Source organism: Nocardia sp. MH4 (assembly GCF_019266065.1).
In the GTDB taxonomy this organism is placed as follows: Bacteria; Actinomycetota; Actinomycetes; order Mycobacteriales; family Mycobacteriaceae; genus Nocardia; species Nocardia canadensis.
In genome coordinates this window covers 218,716-232,603 of the sequence record NZ_LPNR01000132.1, presented here as the reverse complement: position 1 = coordinate 232,603, position 13,888 = coordinate 218,716, and the positions used below count along the sequence as shown (strand labels likewise).

Here is a 13,888-nt window from a genome sequence, read left to right as displayed (position 1 = left end):
CCGACGCCGAGCACGGCGACCTTCTCCGCGTCCAGCGGCCACGAGCGCGGCACGTCGGGGTGCCCGTCGTACCAGGACACGAAGTCGGCGGCACCGTAGGAACCGTCGAGGTCGATGCCGGGGATGGGCAGGGCGCGGTCGGCGTTGGCGCCGGTGGAGAAGATGACCGCGTCGTAGAACTGGCGCAGGTCGTCGAGGGTGATGTCGGTGCCGTAGTCGATGTTGCCGAGCAGGCGCACCTGGTCTTTGTCGAGGACCTTGTGCAGGGCGGTGATGATGCCCTTGATGCGCGGGTGGTCGGGGGCGACGCCGTAGCGGATCAGGCCGAAGGGCGCGGGCATGCGCTCGTAGAGGTCGATGCTGACATCGGCATCGGACTTCATCAATGCGTCGGCGGCGTAGATACCGGCCGGTCCTGCGCCCACGATCGCAATGCGGAGCGGGCGGGTCGCTGCACTCTGTTCGGTCATTTTCTACGCGCACCCTTTGGTCGAGAACTGTTGACGGCGTCGATTTAGCTTAGGCTAAGTTGACGATCCGGCTGCTGGCAGCTGCCTTCCGAGTCGGCAGCGCACCGCATTCTGGCGATTCTATCTGCGGCGTTGTGGCCACCCGGCGTGCGGTGTGGTTGCCCGCACCGGGTCTGTCAGGATTACAGCATGAACGAGGAGCAGACAGGCTCGGACGACCAGCCCATCGTGGTGGATCAGACCGACAAGCGTTCCATCGTCCCGTTCGTCGCGGCCGCGGTGATCGCGGTCATCGTGCTCATTGGCATCGTGCTCGGCGGCCTGCTCTCGCCCGCTGAGAAAAATGTCACAGAGGCCGACCGTCTCGCCGCCGCTGTCACCAACTATATCGACGCGCGCTCGCGCAGCGAGCTGCGTCCGCCGGCCGGTGTCGCCTGCCCCGGCTTCGACGAGGAGAAATCCGGCCTGTCGGAGCGGCTCGGCGGCCCGAAATCGGCAGTGACGATCGACAAGAAGAGTTTCGACAAGGCGACGGTGAACGGCGACCGGGCCAAGATCGACGCCACCGTGCAGATCGGCGACACGTCCGCCACCAGCACCTGGAACCTGACCAGGGTGGACGGCACCTGGCTGGTCTGCACTCCGTAGCACTGTTTGACACGGTGACCTGTGCCGGGGCAATCTCAGATCGCAAGGTCATGAGTACCAGCGCCAAGCCCCGGCTCGCTGGTCGGCAACCCTCCTCCGCGGTGGGGTGCTCCGGGTGACGACCTGGCCGTGTGCCCGGACAACCGGCACGGCAAGAGCGGATTCACGCAGGAGGTTTCGACATGACTTACGCCGGCGACATCACCCCTGAGAAGGCGTGGGAGATCCTGACCGAGCACCCCGACGCGGTGCTGGTCGACGTGCGCACCGAAGGCGAGTGGGCGCAGATCGGTATCCCCGACACCAGTTCGATCGAGCGCCCGGCCCACTTCATCGAGTGGGTCGACGGCACCGGAACCCGAAATCCGAACTTCGGCGCGCAGCTCGAGCAGGCGCTGGGTGATCGGCCGGACGGCGCGCCGGTGGTGTTCCTGTGTCGCTCCGGCCAGCGCTCCATCGGGGCGGCGACCGTGGCGACCGCGGCGGGCATCACCCCGTCCTACAACGTGCTGGACGGTTTCGAGGGCGGTCCCGACGCGTTCGGGCAGCGCGGCAGCGTCGGCTGGCGCGCGGTCGGCCTGCCGTGGCGTCAGGCATAAGGAGAACAGCATGATCACCGGTGGTTCGTTCGACAAGCCACTGCCCGAGGGCGTCGGCCCGGCCACTCTCGGCGTCCGCGGCGGCCTGCGCCGCTCCGGCTTCGAGGAGACCTCCGAGGCGCTGTACCTGACCTCGGGTTTCGTCTACGAGAGCGCCGAGGCCGCCGAGGCGTCCTTCACCGGCGAGGTCGAGCACTTCGTCTACTCGCGTTACGGCAACCCGACCGTGGCCATGTTCGAGGAGCGCATCCGGCTGCTCGACGGCGCCGAGGCCGCGTTCGCCACCGCCTCCGGCATGTCCGCGGTGTTCACCGCGCTGGGCGCGCTGCTGAAGGCGGGCGATCGCCTCGTCGCGGCCCGCAGCCTGTTCGGCTCGTGCTTCGTGGTGTGCAACGAGATCCTGCCGCGCTGGGGCGTGGAGACCGTCTTCGTCGACGGTGACGACCTCGAGCAGTGGGAGCAGGCGCTCTCGGTCCCCACCCAGGCCGTGTTCTTCGAGACCCCGGCCAACCCGATGCAGACCCTCGTCGATGTCCGCAAGGTCACCGAGCTCGCGCACGCCGCGGGCGCGAAGGTGGTGCTGGACAACGTCTTCGCCACCCCGCTGTTGCAGCGCGGCTTCGAACTCGGCGCCGACGTGGTGGTCTACTCCGGCACCAAGCACATCGACGGCCAGGGCCGCGTGCTCGGCGGCGCAATCCTCGGCGCCCAGGACTACATCGACGGCCCGGTCAAGAACCTGATGCGCCACACCGGCCCCGCGCTGAGCCCGTTCAACGCCTGGACCCTGCTCAAGGGCCTGGAGACGATGCCGCTGCGTGTGCGCCAGTCCACCGAGTCGGCACTGCGGGTCGCCCGGTTCCTGGAGACGAACAAGTCGGTCAACTGGGTGAAATACCCCTTCCTCGAGTCCCACCCGCAGCACGCCCTCGCCACCGCCCAGATGTCCGGCGGCGGCACGGTCGTCACCTTCGAACTGGCCGGCGACGACGGCAAGAAGCGCGCCTTCGAGGTCCTCAACCGCCTGCGCATCATCGATATCTCCAACAACCTCGGTGACGCGAAGACCCTGATCACCCACCCCGCCACGACGACCCACCGTGCGATGGGCCCCGAAGGCCGCGCCTCGATCGGCCTCTCCGACGGCGTGGTCCGCATCTCGATCGGCCTGGAGGACATCGAGGACCTCCTCGGCGACCTCGACCACGCCCTGCGCTAGGTTGCGCGCGGAGTCGAGAGGTTCACAGGTGGAAAGTGCCGTACTGCATCGACTTCACAAAATAAAGTACGGATACGTACTTGCCTGACGTAGGTGAGGGGTTTACGCTTGGTGACAACAGGCGACTACGGATGTTCTTGCATCGCAACACTTGTGGATGACGCCTGACGGCAAAGCAATGCCCCGAGCGGCATGCGTATCTTACGCAGAGGCGGACTCGGGGCTTACGTAATCAGGCTAGCACGTATCTCGTGCTGCGACAATGTGGATGCGAGGCTCTGCAATGATCAGTTCGTCCGCGTGGATCCATCAAGCGCTGTCGCCGGCCAGGTACGCGCCCTACCTGGCGCGGGCAGGCGGTGACGCGGGCTTCGCTCAACAGCTGTACGACTGGAATGTCTCCGTGTCGAAGGAGTTCTACACCCCGCTGAACTGGTTGGAGGTATGCCTGCGTAACTCCGTTCACGACCGGATGTCCGTCAAGTGGGCACGTTCTGACTGGTGGGCCGTCGCACCGCTGGACCGCTCCAGTCGGGATGCGGTGTCACGGGCGCACACGAAGATCAGGAACGGGTCTGCGTCGGCTGACGACGTCGTGGCCCAGCTGTCCTTCGGCTTCTGGGTATCGCTGTTCAGCTCGGCCAACGACCGTGTGATGTGGGTCCCCTGCCTGCACAAGGCGCTCCCGAACTATCGGGGACCACGCAAGGTGGTGCATCGCGAACTCAACACCATTCGCCTGTTTCGCAATCGCATCATGCACCACGAGCCGATCCATCATCGGCACCTCGAGGCCGACCACCAGACAATGCTGCGGCTGATCGGGCACATCTCCACCGAGGCCGTCACACATCTGGGTTCTTGCGATACGGTGCCGGCCGCGCTAGCTCGCCGACCCGCGAGGGTTGTCGTTCGATGACCGAGTCGCCGGGTGCCTTGACACCGAGCCGCCTCGCGGAGCGGATCGGCGTGACCATCAGCGCGGTCAGCAACTGGCGGACACGACACGAAGATTTTCCGGATCCGCTCGTCGTCGATGGACAGGAAATCTTCGACGAATCCGCAATCACCCAGTGGCTGAATCGCCGTACCATCCCACGCAATCGGCTTCGGCCAGAGGAAAATTACGGTACGAGCTACGGCAATCGGCTGTCCCGCGCGGCGTTGTCTCCTTCGGCTGCCACACCGGTGCCATCGGTCACCTCGGAGCCGTCCGGGCAGCTGTCGAGTGAACTGTGGACGGTTTTCGACATTCTGCGGGGCAGACACGATCCCGCGATGATCAGCGGCCTGATCGTCGGCCTACTGTATGTCAAGGCACAGCATCCCGATACGTGGCGAGCGGTTGTCGCCACTCCTGACTGGACAGGAAAGTCCGGTCTCCTGCGGGGTGTGCGGGTACCGCCGTTGCCGGACGGGGACGGCGTCCCAGCCTTCCACGCGCTGGACTCGACCCCTGACTCGAGCATTGTCGACGCGATCGACAAGCTCGATCGAATCGACTTCGGCGCCGAGGTTATGACCGTCGCGACGCAGATGAGTTCCGCGGTCTTCGAGCTCGCCGGGCGCCAGTTGGGTGGCAGCGGAGGTCATTTCACGCCACCCGCCATCGCAAAGCTGCTCATCGACCTCCTCGACCCGATGATGTCCAGCGAGGTGTACGACCCTTTCTGTGGTTCTGCGGAACTTCTGGTCGCCGCTCATCAGCACACCGCGCAGAATCTGGTGCCCGCGAACCTTTTCGGGTGCCCGCCCTCCGCGTCCGCCAAGGTGCTGTCGCTGATGAATCTCGCGCTACACCAGGCTGACGCCGACATCTGCAACCCGGGCTACTCGATTGTCCGCGACGGATTTCCTGGTCGACGATTCGACTACATCGTGACGAATCCTCCCTTCGGCCTGAAACTGGATCTGGCGGAGCGGGATTGGGCCTTCGGTACACCGCCCAGTGGGCGTGCGGATCTGGGCTGGGTCCAGTACGCGGTAAGCAAGCTGACACCGCAGGGTAGGGGCGCGGTACTCCTACCGATGGGTGCAGGGTTTCGCTCGGGGCGAGAAACGAGCATCCGCGCAGCGATGGTCCGGGCCGGAATCATCGAATGTGTTATCGCGTTGCCGCCCGCGCTGTTTGCGGAGACCGCGATCCCGACCGCGATTTGGGTTGTGCGTGCGATGGATGCGCCGCGGGTGGCGTCTCCCGAGATACTGATGGTCGACGCGCATGACTCCGGTGTAGCGCGGCGCGGTACCAGGCGGTTGAGCTCAGAGCTGCACGACAGGATCGTCCAGGAGTACAAGCGGTGGACAGACCATCCGGACACGACTGTATTCCGCGGTGAGTCCGGGTTTTCGCGGTCAGTCGCTCTCTCGGAGCTCGCCGCTGCGGACTTCGACCTCTCGCCGCGCCGCTACGTCGGAGTAGTCGAAGGTCGACCGACGATCGAACAGTCGATCTCGACAATGTTCAGCGTTTATGAGCAGTTCGAGAATGCGGGCCACCGGCTCGGGGACGACAACCTCGCGATCAGTCGTGCCGTGCATGCGGCTCGGGAAAACAGCCGGCTCGCACGTGATGGCAAGTATGTCCAACTTGGTTCTATCGCGGACGTCCTGGCCGGTCCTGGTTCGGTGAACCGGGACCAGGCAGAGCCGATGGGGACGCCATTGGTGCTGCCGCGCAATATCCGGGACAGTGTGATCGGGTCAGCGGATTTGGATACCGTCGCTCCCAACGTCGCGGAGAAGCTGAGCCGATTTCGGGTTCGAGGCGGCGACGTGGTCACCGCCAGGGCAGGCACGCTCGGTCGGTTCGGTCGTGTGTCGGAATCACAGAACGGCTGGATACTCGGCCCGGGGTGTGTTCGTATCCGTCCGCAGCGAATCGGCGATTCCGGCGACAGGGTTGACGCCGAGTATCTGACCAACTATTTGAACAGTCCGCCGGTCCGCGAGTGGATGACCGTGAACTCGATGGGCTCGGCTATCCCACACATCAGTGTGTCCCGACTCCGTCAGATGCCGATCTGGCTGCCGTCGCTGCGCGCTCAGCGCGGTTTCGCTGAGCAGCTGGAAAAGTTGCGTGTGGCGGCTGGTACTTATCAGAAGATGAGCGATCTTGTCGTCGCGCTGCGCGAGGAGCTGGCGGCTACGCTCATTCCACCTGACGACGAAGCCGGTGTCCAGGGCACCGAGCGCTGAAATGGGTGTGGGGAGTTCACCTGCTCCCCAGATCAGCCTCTCGAAACGAAACTCGTCCGGCCGGCCGTCCTGGGGCTTTCGATCGGTTGTTACAGCGGGTGGGGACTGCAGAAGGAGCGGAAGGTCTTCCCGTCCTGCGCGGCGACATCGGCCGCGTTCAGCCAGCCCACTCCCTGGAACCAGTAGGTATCGGCGGGGTGCGCCGCGGAGTCCCGCACAATGGTCTCGATGTCGGCGGCCACGCCCGAACCCGCGTCGATCTGCGTGAGGTAGAGCCTTCTCTCGTTTCTCCACTCGAAGCCAGGAGGGAGCGGCTCCGCGATCTTCCAGCCGGGGTTCGGTCCGACTGTCAAATACTCGATATCGGTTCCCGCTCCGCTCGCGGGAACCAGAATGAGCGCGGAGTGGCTCGGCTCGAAGGCGAGAACGGCCCGTTCGGCGCCAAGGCACCGCGATCCGGTCCAGATCCGCAATTCACCATCGGTGATCCGCGCGCCGAAGGCATCCGGTAGTCCTGGCCGCAGGTCCACTTGGTCTTTGCCGAATATGCCGCAGGAGCTCAGCAGCGCAGCGATGGCGACGAGTACGGCGGGCCGGCGAATCATTTCTTGTATCCCCCGTCGTGCAGGCCCGCGTCTTCTTCGATCTCGTCGTCACTGTCGGTCCACCACGCCTTCAGACCGGACCAGGCCACCGACCCGATCATGCCTGCGTATCTCTTCTCCGCCCACTGCTGGGAGTGCCGTTCCTCGTGGTGCAACAGGCGATCCAGATCGGTCGAACTCTGCTGTGGTCCGCTCCCGTTGTCGAACCACTTACTTCCGGATTCGGCGATCTCGCGCAGCTGGCCGGGTCGTCGAGGTCATCGAGATTCATCATGAAGATGTCGCCGTAGGTGGTGCCACCCTTTTGGCTGTACAAATCCTGTAGCTCGTTGCCCCCGAGTCCCATGAGCATGCCGTTGGGTGTGGTTGCGAGCCGCCCACCGTTGCTATCGATGAACGCTACGTCTTGGTCGTAGCTCCAGTCGTTCTTGTCCTGCCGGTCGATGATCCGCTGTACTTCCGCACTGGAGTACGGCGTTTCCTCGAAGTCGTTGACGACACCCGGTACCAGGCCGGCCTTGTCGTAGTCGGTGCCCGCGTTGAGGATGTAGGTCATGAGCACCGCCTTCTGCGCATCGTCGCCGCTGGTGCCGGAAGGCATGATGAAGTAGGTCTTGCCGTCTTTGTCGGTGACCGGCTCCATTCCGTCGAGCACGGTGAAGTCCTCCGGGGTGATGCCGTGCGTGCCGGCGATCTCCACGATGGTCTCCGGTGACACGCCCCGCCGTTCCGCGCCTGCTGCAGATCGGCGGGCACGCCGGCGACGTTCTTGCCCGCCGCGAGGTCCTGGATCTCCTGGGTGGTCAGTCCCTTGGGCCGGTGCGCCATGATGGCGGCGGCCTCGGTGTAATCACCGCGCCGCAGCGCGGCGGCGAGCGCGGCACCGTCTGCGCGAAGTCCTCATCTGTGGCCTGAATACTCGACGCAGTGGCGGTCACCGCCGTCGAGATCTCGTGCAACCGATTGGTCACCCGCCAATAGGCGCCTTCGATGAACTCACCCAGCTGTACGCACGCCGCCACCACGTCGGTTCCGGCTACCGCCGTACCGAGATGATCGGATTCGCAACGGACGTCCCGTTGGTCGATCTCTCGACCGACGTCATCGAGGACCGTCACCAGCTTGCCCAATTCATCGATATCGGCCTGCAACATCCGCCCGCCCCCGGCCTCGATCACGTTCTTGTCCGGGAACCTAACACGTCCCCCGAGATCTTGCCGTGGTGCCGGGCTGTCAACCGCCATCGTTACCGGATGGCTTGGCGCGCTGTTAGTTTCGGGTGATGAACGCCGAGGAGCGCGAGGCATACTATGCCGAGAACGATCGCCGCAGGCAGCGGGCGCAACAGCTCTTCGACGAGCGGACCTGGCACTTCCCGATCGACGACTCGATCGAGGCGTGGGCAGGCCGCACCTACACCGGACCCGCCACCGAGCTGCCACTGCGCGAGGAGCACCGGGGTCCGTGGTCCGCGGAGGTCGGTTACGCCACGGCCATCGGCCTCACCGGGGTCATGGGGAAGATTCTCGATCGCGCGGTGGCCGACGGGATCGTGCGGCTGCCCGAACCGGGTCGGATCGATTCGGCCTACTCGACCCGGCACGAGTACTACGAGACCACCGACGGCATCGGCTACGGCTTCTATCCCGCCCGTACCGACGAGCTCATCGTCTACGCCGGCGCGGCGGTGAAGTTCGCGGCGATCGAGCGATGGCCCGAGGTCGGGCCCGATGCCGCGGTGCGGGTCGTGCGTGCGGTGATCGCCACCTTCGCCAGCCCACGGCCGGGTTTCCGGCAGGCCCCGTCGAACTGGCGGGGGTGACGGTCTTCGGCGCTACGAGGGCACTGCGGCGTCGAGGACAGCGAGCACCTCGTCGAGCTTTCCTATGACGAAGAGTTCGGTGCCGGTGTCGGTCTCGATGCGCAGGCGAGTGCGCAGGCCACCGCTGAACAGTCCACCGTCCGGACTCTGTCGGCCGATGGCACGCACCCGGCTCAGCGGTATCTCCCAGCGCTTGCCACCGGTGAGCGCGTCCAGATGATTGGGCACGAAGAGCAGGCGGGTGTCGGTCAGGGAGAGGCGTCCGCCGACGGCCCGGCCACCCTGCGTTCGATTGGCGAGCTGCTGCCAGATCACCTTCTCGGCGGCGCCCAGCTCGGGGTTACCGATCCACAATCCCATCAGTCATTCCTTGCGTCGATCCCGGCGTTCGTGCCAGAGAATCGACATCCGGTCGGGCACCGTTAATGGCGCCCGGCCGGATGCCGGGATTCAGACCTTGTCGACCTCGCCGTTGGACAACGCCTTCTGCAAGGAGTTGAAGACGGTCAGGCCCTGGCCGACCATGCCGTTGACCAGTTCGCCGACGCCGTCGGGCCCGTTGAGGACGGTGAGGTTGGCGTTGGCGAGGCCGTTGGAGGCCTGCTTGACGATTTCGGGCAGTTGCTCGATGAGCAACTGGTCCAGGGCGATCCGGTTGTTGGAGGCGGCGGCCTCGGCCTGGATGCGGGTGCGGTCGGCTTCGGCCTCGGCGAGGATGCGGACGCGTTCCGCTTCGGCCAGCGCGGGTTTCACGACCTCGGCCTGGAGTTCCTGCTCGCGCAGTTCGGCGTTCTTGCGGGCCTGCTCGGCCTGGGCGGTGAGGACTTCCTGGCGGGCGATGGCGTCGGCGAGCGGACCCGCCTGGGCCGCTTCGGCATTGGCCTTGTCGATGTCGCGCTGGTACTGCGCCTTGAGGATCGCGGTCTCCCGCTCGTACTCGGCGCGGCGGCGCAGCGATTCCTGTTCGGCCTCGGCGGCGCGCTGGGCGGCCTGAGCCTGGGCGATCTGGGCATCGCGCTGCACGGCGGCGTTGTGCGGTGCGGCCAGGGCGTTGATGTAGCCCAGGTTGCCGTCGTCGATGGACTGGATCTGGAACGAGTCGACCCACAGGCCGATATTGCTCATCTCCACCTTCGAGGCGAGCAGCACCTCGTCGGCCAGCTTCTGGCGTTCGCGGATGATCTCCTCGACTGTCATCGAGCCGACGATGGAGCGCAGGTGACCGGAGAAGATGCGGCCGGTGAGCACCGACATCTCCTGCTCCTGCTCGGACAGGAAGCGCTGGGCCGCGTTGACGATCGAGGAGGTGTCGTTGGCGACCTTGAACGCGATCACCGCGCGCACATCGAGCTGGATGGCCTGCTTGGTGACGCAGCGTTCCCTGATCTCGGACTCGAACATGGCCAGCGACAGGTAGCGGACCTTGCGGAACAGCGGCACCACCCAGGTGCCGCGGCCGATGACCACCTTGAAGGGGGCGTTGTCCTTGGTCTTGGCGCCGCTGACCAGCATCGCCTCGTCGGGATCGGGAACGTGATAACCCAGCATGTTCAGTCCTCCTTGGTGAGCGGAATCCAGGCGACGACGTCGACCAGCCGGCCGGGATGCACCGCGACGATCAGAACGGTGGCACCGGCCGGGAGGGGTTCGTCGGCCCGCGCGAGGTAGGTCTCGGTTCCCCCGCGGATCGCCACGAGAACTTCGCCCAGCGCGCCCGCGGCCCGGATCGGTGACGTGAGCGTGCCCGTGAGGCCGTGCACCGGGTCGGTCATCGCGCTGAGTCTCCTTGTCTCGCATCGAATGACGTCAGCGTACGATGCGCGGCCTGCCGATGGGTTCCAATATTCTTATTGACAGCTTGCTGTCAATTATGACAGGATACTGTCATGACGATGCGAACAGTTCACATGGCCGTGTACGACACTCTCGCCGACTGGGAGGTGGGCGCCGCCACCGCGCACATCGCCAACGGTGGTTGGCATCGCGAGCCGGGCACGTTCGAGGTGAAGACGGTCGGGCTCAGCACCGAACCGATCACCACGATGGGCCGACTGCGGGTCACCCCGGACCTCGCGCTGGCCGATCTCGACCCGGCCGACAGCGTGATGCTGATCCTGCCCGGCGCGGATCTGTGGGAGGGTGAGGAGCTGGTGCCGTTCGCGGAGAAGGCGCGTCAGTTCCTCGACGCGGGCGTGCCGGTCGCCGGAATCTGCGGCGCCACCTTCGGATTGGCCAAGGCGGGCCTGCTCGATGATCGCGCGCACACCTCCAACGCGGCCGAATACCTGGTCTACAGCGGATATTCGGGTGCCGAACACTATGTGGAGGCGCAGGCGGTCACCGACCGCGACGTGATCACCGCCGACGCCATGTCGCCGTTCGAGTTCGCCAGGGAGATCTTCACCCGCCTCGAGGTGTCCGAGCCGCACGTCATCGACGCCTGGTACGCCCTGTTCGCGCACCGCGACCCGGCGGCCTACGCGGTGCTCGCCGAGTACGAAGCCGCCAACGCGTGACAGCCGGCGAGCAGGAACTGTTCTCGACCGCGGCGATCACCTCGTTCAAGCTCAACGGCCAATTCCTCGCCATCGCCGAGGAATTGGCCGCCCCGGCCGGTCTCACCGCGGCCTGGTGGCAGGTGCTCGGCGCGGTGCTCGCCGAACCGCTGCCGGTCGCGGGCATCGCCCGCGCGATGGGCATCACCCGGCAGAGTGTGCAGCGCATCGCCGACCTGCTCGTCGACAAGGGACTGTGCGAATACCGGCCCAACCCCGCGCACAAGCGGGCGAAGCTGGTCGCGGCGACGGAATCGGGCCGCGCGGCGGTCCAGCGCATCAATCCGCAGCACGCGAGAATCGCTCGCCGCCTCGCCGACGAGCTCGGTCCGGTGGAGTTCGCGGCGATCGTGGCCGCGCTGACCCGGCTGTCCGCCGCGGTCGAGGCGATCACCGTCGCCGAGGAGTGAGGTCGTCGGCAGCCGGCACACCGACGCCCCCGTCGCCGAAGTGGCGACGGGGGCGTCGGACTGTGCGGTCGGAGCTCAGCTCTGGAGGCCGACCTCGATCTCGAGGGTGAGGGTGATCTTGTCGCCGATGACGGCGCCGCCGTCGGGCAGCGGCATGTCGATGTCGAGGCCGAAGTCACGGCGCGAGACCACGGTCTTGGCTTCGAAACCGGCGACCGGGCCGTTGCCCATGCCCTCGTTGACGCCGAGGAACTCGACCTCGAGGGAGACCGGCTTGGTGTTGCCGCGCACGGTGAACTCGCCGTCGACGACGAAGTCGCTGCCCTCGCCGCGGAACCCGGTGGACTTGAAGGTCATCACAGGAAACTGTTCGGCGTGGAAGAAGTCGGCGGTGCGCAGGTGGCCGTCGCGCTGGGCGTTGTCGGTGGTCAGCGAGTCGACGCGGATCTCGGCGTGCGCGGAGGCGGTGCCGTCCTCGCCGATGACGAGCGCGCCGTCGAAGTCGGTGAAGCGGCCGCGGACCTTGCTCACCATGAGGTGACGTACGGAGAAGCCGACGGTGGAGTGAGCGGGGTCGATGGCCCAGGTGCCCGCGGTGAGGCCGTTGGCGATGGCGGTGGTCATGGGAACTCCTTGTGGGGGTTGGGTTCTAGCGTGGGAGGTTGGCGGCGAGCAGATCCGCGAACGGGGTCGGCTCGTCGTACGGGTCGGCGGGTCCGGCGCTGGGCCTGCCGAGGATCTGGGTGGCGAATTCGCTTGCGGCGCGGTCTATCCGGTTGTTCAGCGCCTGGTCGGCACCGTGGGCGCCCCAGTCCGACGACGCGGCGTACACGGCGGTGGGTACGACGATCGAGCGCAGGTAGGCGAACAGTGGACGCACCGCGTGTTCGAGGGCCAGCGAGTGCCGTTCGGTGCCGCCGGTGGCACCGGCCAGCACCGGCTTGCCCGCGAGCGAATCCGGTTCCAGCACATCGAAGAAGGTCTTGAACAGACCGCTGTAGGAGGCGCTGAAGATCGGCGTCACCGCGATGAGCCCGTCGGCGGTGACGACCTGGTCGATCGCCGAGCGCAGCGACGGCGCGGGGAATCCGGTGATCAGGTTGTCGGCGAGTTCGCGGGCGTGATCGCGCAGGTCGACGAAGTCGAGTTCGACCTCGGCGCCGCCGGCGCGCAGCTCTCGTGCGGTGGCGGTGGCCAGCCGGTCGGCCAGCAGCCGGGTCGACGAGGGCTGCGACAGCCCGGCCGACACCACCGCGATGCGAGTGGTCATGCGGTCACCTCCGTGGTGGTCTCGGCGGCGAGCAGCGAGGCGTGGGTCGGCGCGTCCGGCACGTGCGCGGGACGCCCGGCGGCGAATTCCTTGCGCAGCACCGGAATCACTTCCTCGCCGAGCAGGTCGAGCTGTTCGAGCACCGTCTTCAGCGGCAGGCCGGCGTGGTCGACCAGGAACAGCTGGCGCTGGTAGTCGCCGAAGTGCTCGCGGAAGGTGAGCGTCTTCTCGATGACCTGCTCCGGGCTGCCCACGGTGAGTGGGGTCTGCTCGGTGAATTCCTCCAGCGACGGGCCGTGTCCGTAGACGGGCGCGTTGTCGAAGTACGGGCGGAACTCGCGGATCGCGTCCTGGGAGTTCTTGCGCACGAACACCTGGCCGCCGAGGCCGACGATGGCCTGGTCGGCGCTGCCGTGGCCGTAGTGCTCGTAGCGGCGGCGGTACAGCTCGATCAGCCGCTGGAAGTGGTCGGTGGGCCAGAAGATGTGGTTGGCGAAGAAGCCGTCGCCGTAGTAGGCGGCCTGCTCGGCGATCTCCGGGCTACGGATGGAGCCGTGCCAGACGAACGGCGGGACGTCGTCGAGCGGGCGCGGGGTGGAGGTGAACGACTGTAGCGGCGTGCGGAACTTGCCCTCCCAGTCCACGACGTCCTCGCGCCACAGGCGGTGCAGCAGGTGGTAGTTCTCGATGGCCAGCGGGATGCCGTCGCGGATGTCCTTGCCGAACCACGGGTAGACCGGGCCGGTGTTGCCGCGGCCGAGCATCAGGTCGACCCGGCCGTCGGCCAGGTGCTGCAACATCGCGAAGTCCTCGGCGATCTTGACCGGGTCGTTCGTGGTGATCAGCGTGGTGGAGGTGGACAGCAGGATCTTGTCGGTGCGGCCCGCGATGTAGCCGAGCATGGTGGTCGGCGAGGACGGCACGAAGGGCGGATTGTGGTGCTCGCCCATCGCGAACACGTCGAGTCCCACCTCCTCGGCCTTCTGCGCGATCGCGACCATCGCCTTGATCCGCTCGGCCTCGGTGGGGGTGCGGCCGTTCGTGGGGTCGGTGGTCACATCGCCCACGGTGAAGATTCCGAACTGCACGGGC

General features: G+C 66.3%; 18 protein-coding genes and 1 riboswitch. Of the genes, 8 read left to right on the top strand and 10 right to left on the bottom strand.

What is annotated here, in order from left to right; all coding sequences use genetic code 11:
- On the bottom strand, nucleotides 1-470 hold a 470-nt coding region (locus ATM97_RS33380), incomplete at its 3' end, for an FAD-dependent oxidoreductase (protein WP_218722194.1).
- A 189-nt stretch (nucleotides 471-659) separates the two neighbouring features.
- Here ATM97_RS33380 and ATM97_RS33375 point away from each other — a divergent pair.
- From ATM97_RS33375 to ATM97_RS33355, 5 genes are all read left to right on the top strand, one after another.
- Entirely contained in the window at nucleotides 660-1,118 is a 459-nt protein-coding gene (locus ATM97_RS33375; RefSeq protein WP_218722193.1) for a hypothetical protein, read from the top strand.
- A 46-nt stretch (nucleotides 1,119-1,164) separates the two neighbouring features.
- Nucleotides 1,165-1,282: riboswitch (SAM riboswitch) on the top strand.
- Nucleotides 1,283-1,300: 18 nt separating this feature from the next.
- Complete coding sequence (locus tag ATM97_RS33370; protein WP_218722192.1) at nucleotides 1,301-1,717, top strand: rhodanese-like domain-containing protein; 417 nt, start codon at nucleotides 1,301-1,303, stop codon at nucleotides 1,715-1,717.
- 10 nt (nucleotides 1,718-1,727) lie between these two features.
- Nucleotides 1,728-2,936, top strand: a complete 1,209-nt coding sequence (locus ATM97_RS33365) for an O-succinylhomoserine sulfhydrylase (RefSeq protein ID WP_218722191.1) — start codon at nucleotides 1,728-1,730, stop codon at nucleotides 2,934-2,936.
- Between the two features lie 283 nt (nucleotides 2,937-3,219).
- Nucleotides 3,220-3,855, top strand: coding sequence for a hypothetical protein (locus ATM97_RS33360; protein ID WP_218722190.1), 636 nt, complete (start codon nucleotides 3,220-3,222; stop codon nucleotides 3,853-3,855).
- The gene (locus ATM97_RS33355) at nucleotides 3,852-6,134 is read left to right on the top strand and encodes an N-6 DNA methylase (RefSeq protein ID WP_218722189.1); all 2,283 of its coding nucleotides are present in this window, start codon (nucleotides 3,852-3,854) and stop codon (nucleotides 6,132-6,134) included. Before ATM97_RS33360 ends, ATM97_RS33355 begins: the two co-directional genes overlap by 4 nt.
- An 89-nt stretch (nucleotides 6,135-6,223) precedes the next feature.
- Here ATM97_RS33355 and ATM97_RS33350 read toward each other — a convergent pair whose 3' ends face one another.
- The 3 genes from ATM97_RS33350 to ATM97_RS33340 all read right to left on the bottom strand — a co-directional run bounded on the left by ATM97_RS33350 (nucleotide 6,224) and on the right by ATM97_RS33340 (nucleotide 7,917).
- The gene (locus tag ATM97_RS33350) at nucleotides 6,224-6,739 is read right to left on the bottom strand and encodes a hypothetical protein (RefSeq protein WP_218722188.1); all 516 of its coding nucleotides are present in this window, start codon (nucleotides 6,737-6,739) and stop codon (nucleotides 6,224-6,226) included.
- Between the two features lie 97 nt (nucleotides 6,740-6,836).
- Nucleotides 6,837-7,439 (bottom strand): hypothetical protein, encoded by a 603-nt coding sequence (locus ATM97_RS33345; RefSeq protein ID WP_255588750.1) that lies wholly within the window; start codon nucleotides 7,437-7,439, stop codon nucleotides 6,837-6,839.
- Nucleotides 7,440-7,542: 103 nt separating this feature from the next.
- Nucleotides 7,543-7,917: a hypothetical protein gene (locus tag ATM97_RS33340; protein WP_218722187.1), complete on the bottom strand. Its 375-nt coding sequence runs from the start codon at nucleotides 7,915-7,917 to the stop codon at nucleotides 7,543-7,545.
- Between the two features lie 104 nt (nucleotides 7,918-8,021).
- Here ATM97_RS33340 and ATM97_RS33335 point away from each other — a divergent pair, with 104 nt between their 5' ends.
- Nucleotides 8,022-8,561, top strand: a complete 540-nt coding sequence (locus tag ATM97_RS33335; protein WP_218722186.1) for a hypothetical protein — start codon at nucleotides 8,022-8,024, stop codon at nucleotides 8,559-8,561.
- Between the two features lie 12 nt (nucleotides 8,562-8,573).
- Here the strand turns inward: ATM97_RS33335 and ATM97_RS33330 are convergent, their stop codons facing one another.
- From ATM97_RS33330 to ATM97_RS33320, 3 genes are all read right to left on the bottom strand, one after another.
- Nucleotides 8,574-8,921, bottom strand: coding sequence for a hypothetical protein (locus ATM97_RS33330; protein ID WP_218722185.1), 348 nt, complete (start codon nucleotides 8,919-8,921; stop codon nucleotides 8,574-8,576).
- A gap of 90 nt (nucleotides 8,922-9,011) precedes the next feature.
- Nucleotides 9,012-10,109: a flotillin family protein gene (locus ATM97_RS33325; RefSeq protein ID WP_218722184.1), complete on the bottom strand. Its 1,098-nt coding sequence runs from the start codon at nucleotides 10,107-10,109 to the stop codon at nucleotides 9,012-9,014.
- Between the two features lie 2 nt (nucleotides 10,110-10,111).
- On the bottom strand, nucleotides 10,112-10,333 hold the full coding sequence (locus tag ATM97_RS33320) for a hypothetical protein (RefSeq protein ID WP_218722183.1): 222 nt from the start codon (nucleotides 10,331-10,333) through the stop codon (nucleotides 10,112-10,114).
- A 120-nt stretch (nucleotides 10,334-10,453) separates the two neighbouring features.
- Between ATM97_RS33320 and ATM97_RS33315 the strand changes: the two genes are divergently transcribed.
- Nucleotides 10,454-11,077, top strand: coding sequence for a DJ-1/PfpI family protein (locus ATM97_RS33315; RefSeq protein WP_374104931.1), 624 nt, complete (start codon nucleotides 10,454-10,456; stop codon nucleotides 11,075-11,077).
- Complete coding sequence (locus tag ATM97_RS33310) at nucleotides 11,074-11,526, top strand: MarR family winged helix-turn-helix transcriptional regulator (RefSeq protein WP_218722181.1); 453 nt, start codon at nucleotides 11,074-11,076, stop codon at nucleotides 11,524-11,526. The genes ATM97_RS33315 and ATM97_RS33310 overlap by 4 nt, the downstream gene beginning before the upstream one ends.
- 75 nt (nucleotides 11,527-11,601) lie before the next feature.
- Here the strand turns inward: ATM97_RS33310 and ATM97_RS33305 are convergent, their stop codons facing one another.
- The 3 genes from ATM97_RS33305 to ATM97_RS33295 are packed head-to-tail and all read right to left on the bottom strand — an operon-like array spanning nucleotide 11,602 to nucleotide 13,884.
- On the bottom strand, nucleotides 11,602-12,150 hold the full coding sequence (locus ATM97_RS33305) for a YceI family protein (protein WP_218722180.1): 549 nt from the start codon (nucleotides 12,148-12,150) through the stop codon (nucleotides 11,602-11,604).
- 25 nt (nucleotides 12,151-12,175) lie between these two features.
- A complete protein-coding gene (locus ATM97_RS33300) occupies nucleotides 12,176-12,796 on the bottom strand; it encodes an FMN reductase (RefSeq protein ID WP_218722179.1) in 621 nt (206 codons plus the stop codon).
- Nucleotides 12,793-13,884, bottom strand: a complete 1,092-nt coding sequence (locus tag ATM97_RS33295) for an LLM class flavin-dependent oxidoreductase (protein ID WP_218722178.1) — start codon at nucleotides 13,882-13,884, stop codon at nucleotides 12,793-12,795. Before ATM97_RS33295 ends, ATM97_RS33300 begins: the two co-directional genes overlap by 4 nt.
- Between the last annotated feature and the right edge of the window lie 4 nt (nucleotides 13,885-13,888).

Excerpts from the sequence above, each read along its gene's own strand:
- ATM97_RS33305 (WP_218722180.1), bottom strand. The coding sequence starts at position 12,150 with ATGACCACCGCCATCGCCAACGGCCTCACCGCGGGCACCTGGGCCATC.
- ATM97_RS33300 (WP_218722179.1), bottom strand. The coding sequence starts at position 12,796 with ATGACCACTCGCATCGCGGTGGTGTCGGCCGGGCTGTCGCAGCCCTCG.
- ATM97_RS33320 (WP_218722183.1), bottom strand. The coding sequence starts at position 10,333 with ATGACCGACCCGGTGCACGGCCTCACGGGCACGCTCACGTCACCGATC.
- ATM97_RS33335 (WP_218722186.1), top strand. The coding sequence starts at position 8,022 with ATGAACGCCGAGGAGCGCGAGGCATACTATGCCGAGAACGATCGCCGC.
- ATM97_RS33360 (WP_218722190.1), top strand. The coding sequence starts at position 3,220 with ATGATCAGTTCGTCCGCGTGGATCCATCAAGCGCTGTCGCCGGCCAGG.
- ATM97_RS33325 (WP_218722184.1), bottom strand. The coding sequence starts at position 10,109 with ATGCTGGGTTATCACGTTCCCGATCCCGACGAGGCGATGCTGGTCAGC.
- ATM97_RS33355 (WP_218722189.1), top strand. The coding sequence starts at position 3,852 with ATGACCGAGTCGCCGGGTGCCTTGACACCGAGCCGCCTCGCGGAGCGG.
- ATM97_RS33330 (WP_218722185.1), bottom strand. The coding sequence starts at position 8,921 with ATGGGATTGTGGATCGGTAACCCCGAGCTGGGCGCCGCCGAGAAGGTG.
- ATM97_RS33315 (WP_374104931.1), top strand. The coding sequence starts at position 10,454 with ATGCGAACAGTTCACATGGCCGTGTACGACACTCTCGCCGACTGGGAG.
- ATM97_RS33350 (WP_218722188.1), bottom strand. The coding sequence starts at position 6,739 with ATGATTCGCCGGCCCGCCGTACTCGTCGCCATCGCTGCGCTGCTGAGC.
- ATM97_RS33370 (WP_218722192.1), top strand. The coding sequence starts at position 1,301 with ATGACTTACGCCGGCGACATCACCCCTGAGAAGGCGTGGGAGATCCTG.
- ATM97_RS33375 (WP_218722193.1), top strand. The coding sequence starts at position 660 with ATGAACGAGGAGCAGACAGGCTCGGACGACCAGCCCATCGTGGTGGAT.
- ATM97_RS33365 (WP_218722191.1), top strand. The coding sequence starts at position 1,728 with ATGATCACCGGTGGTTCGTTCGACAAGCCACTGCCCGAGGGCGTCGGC.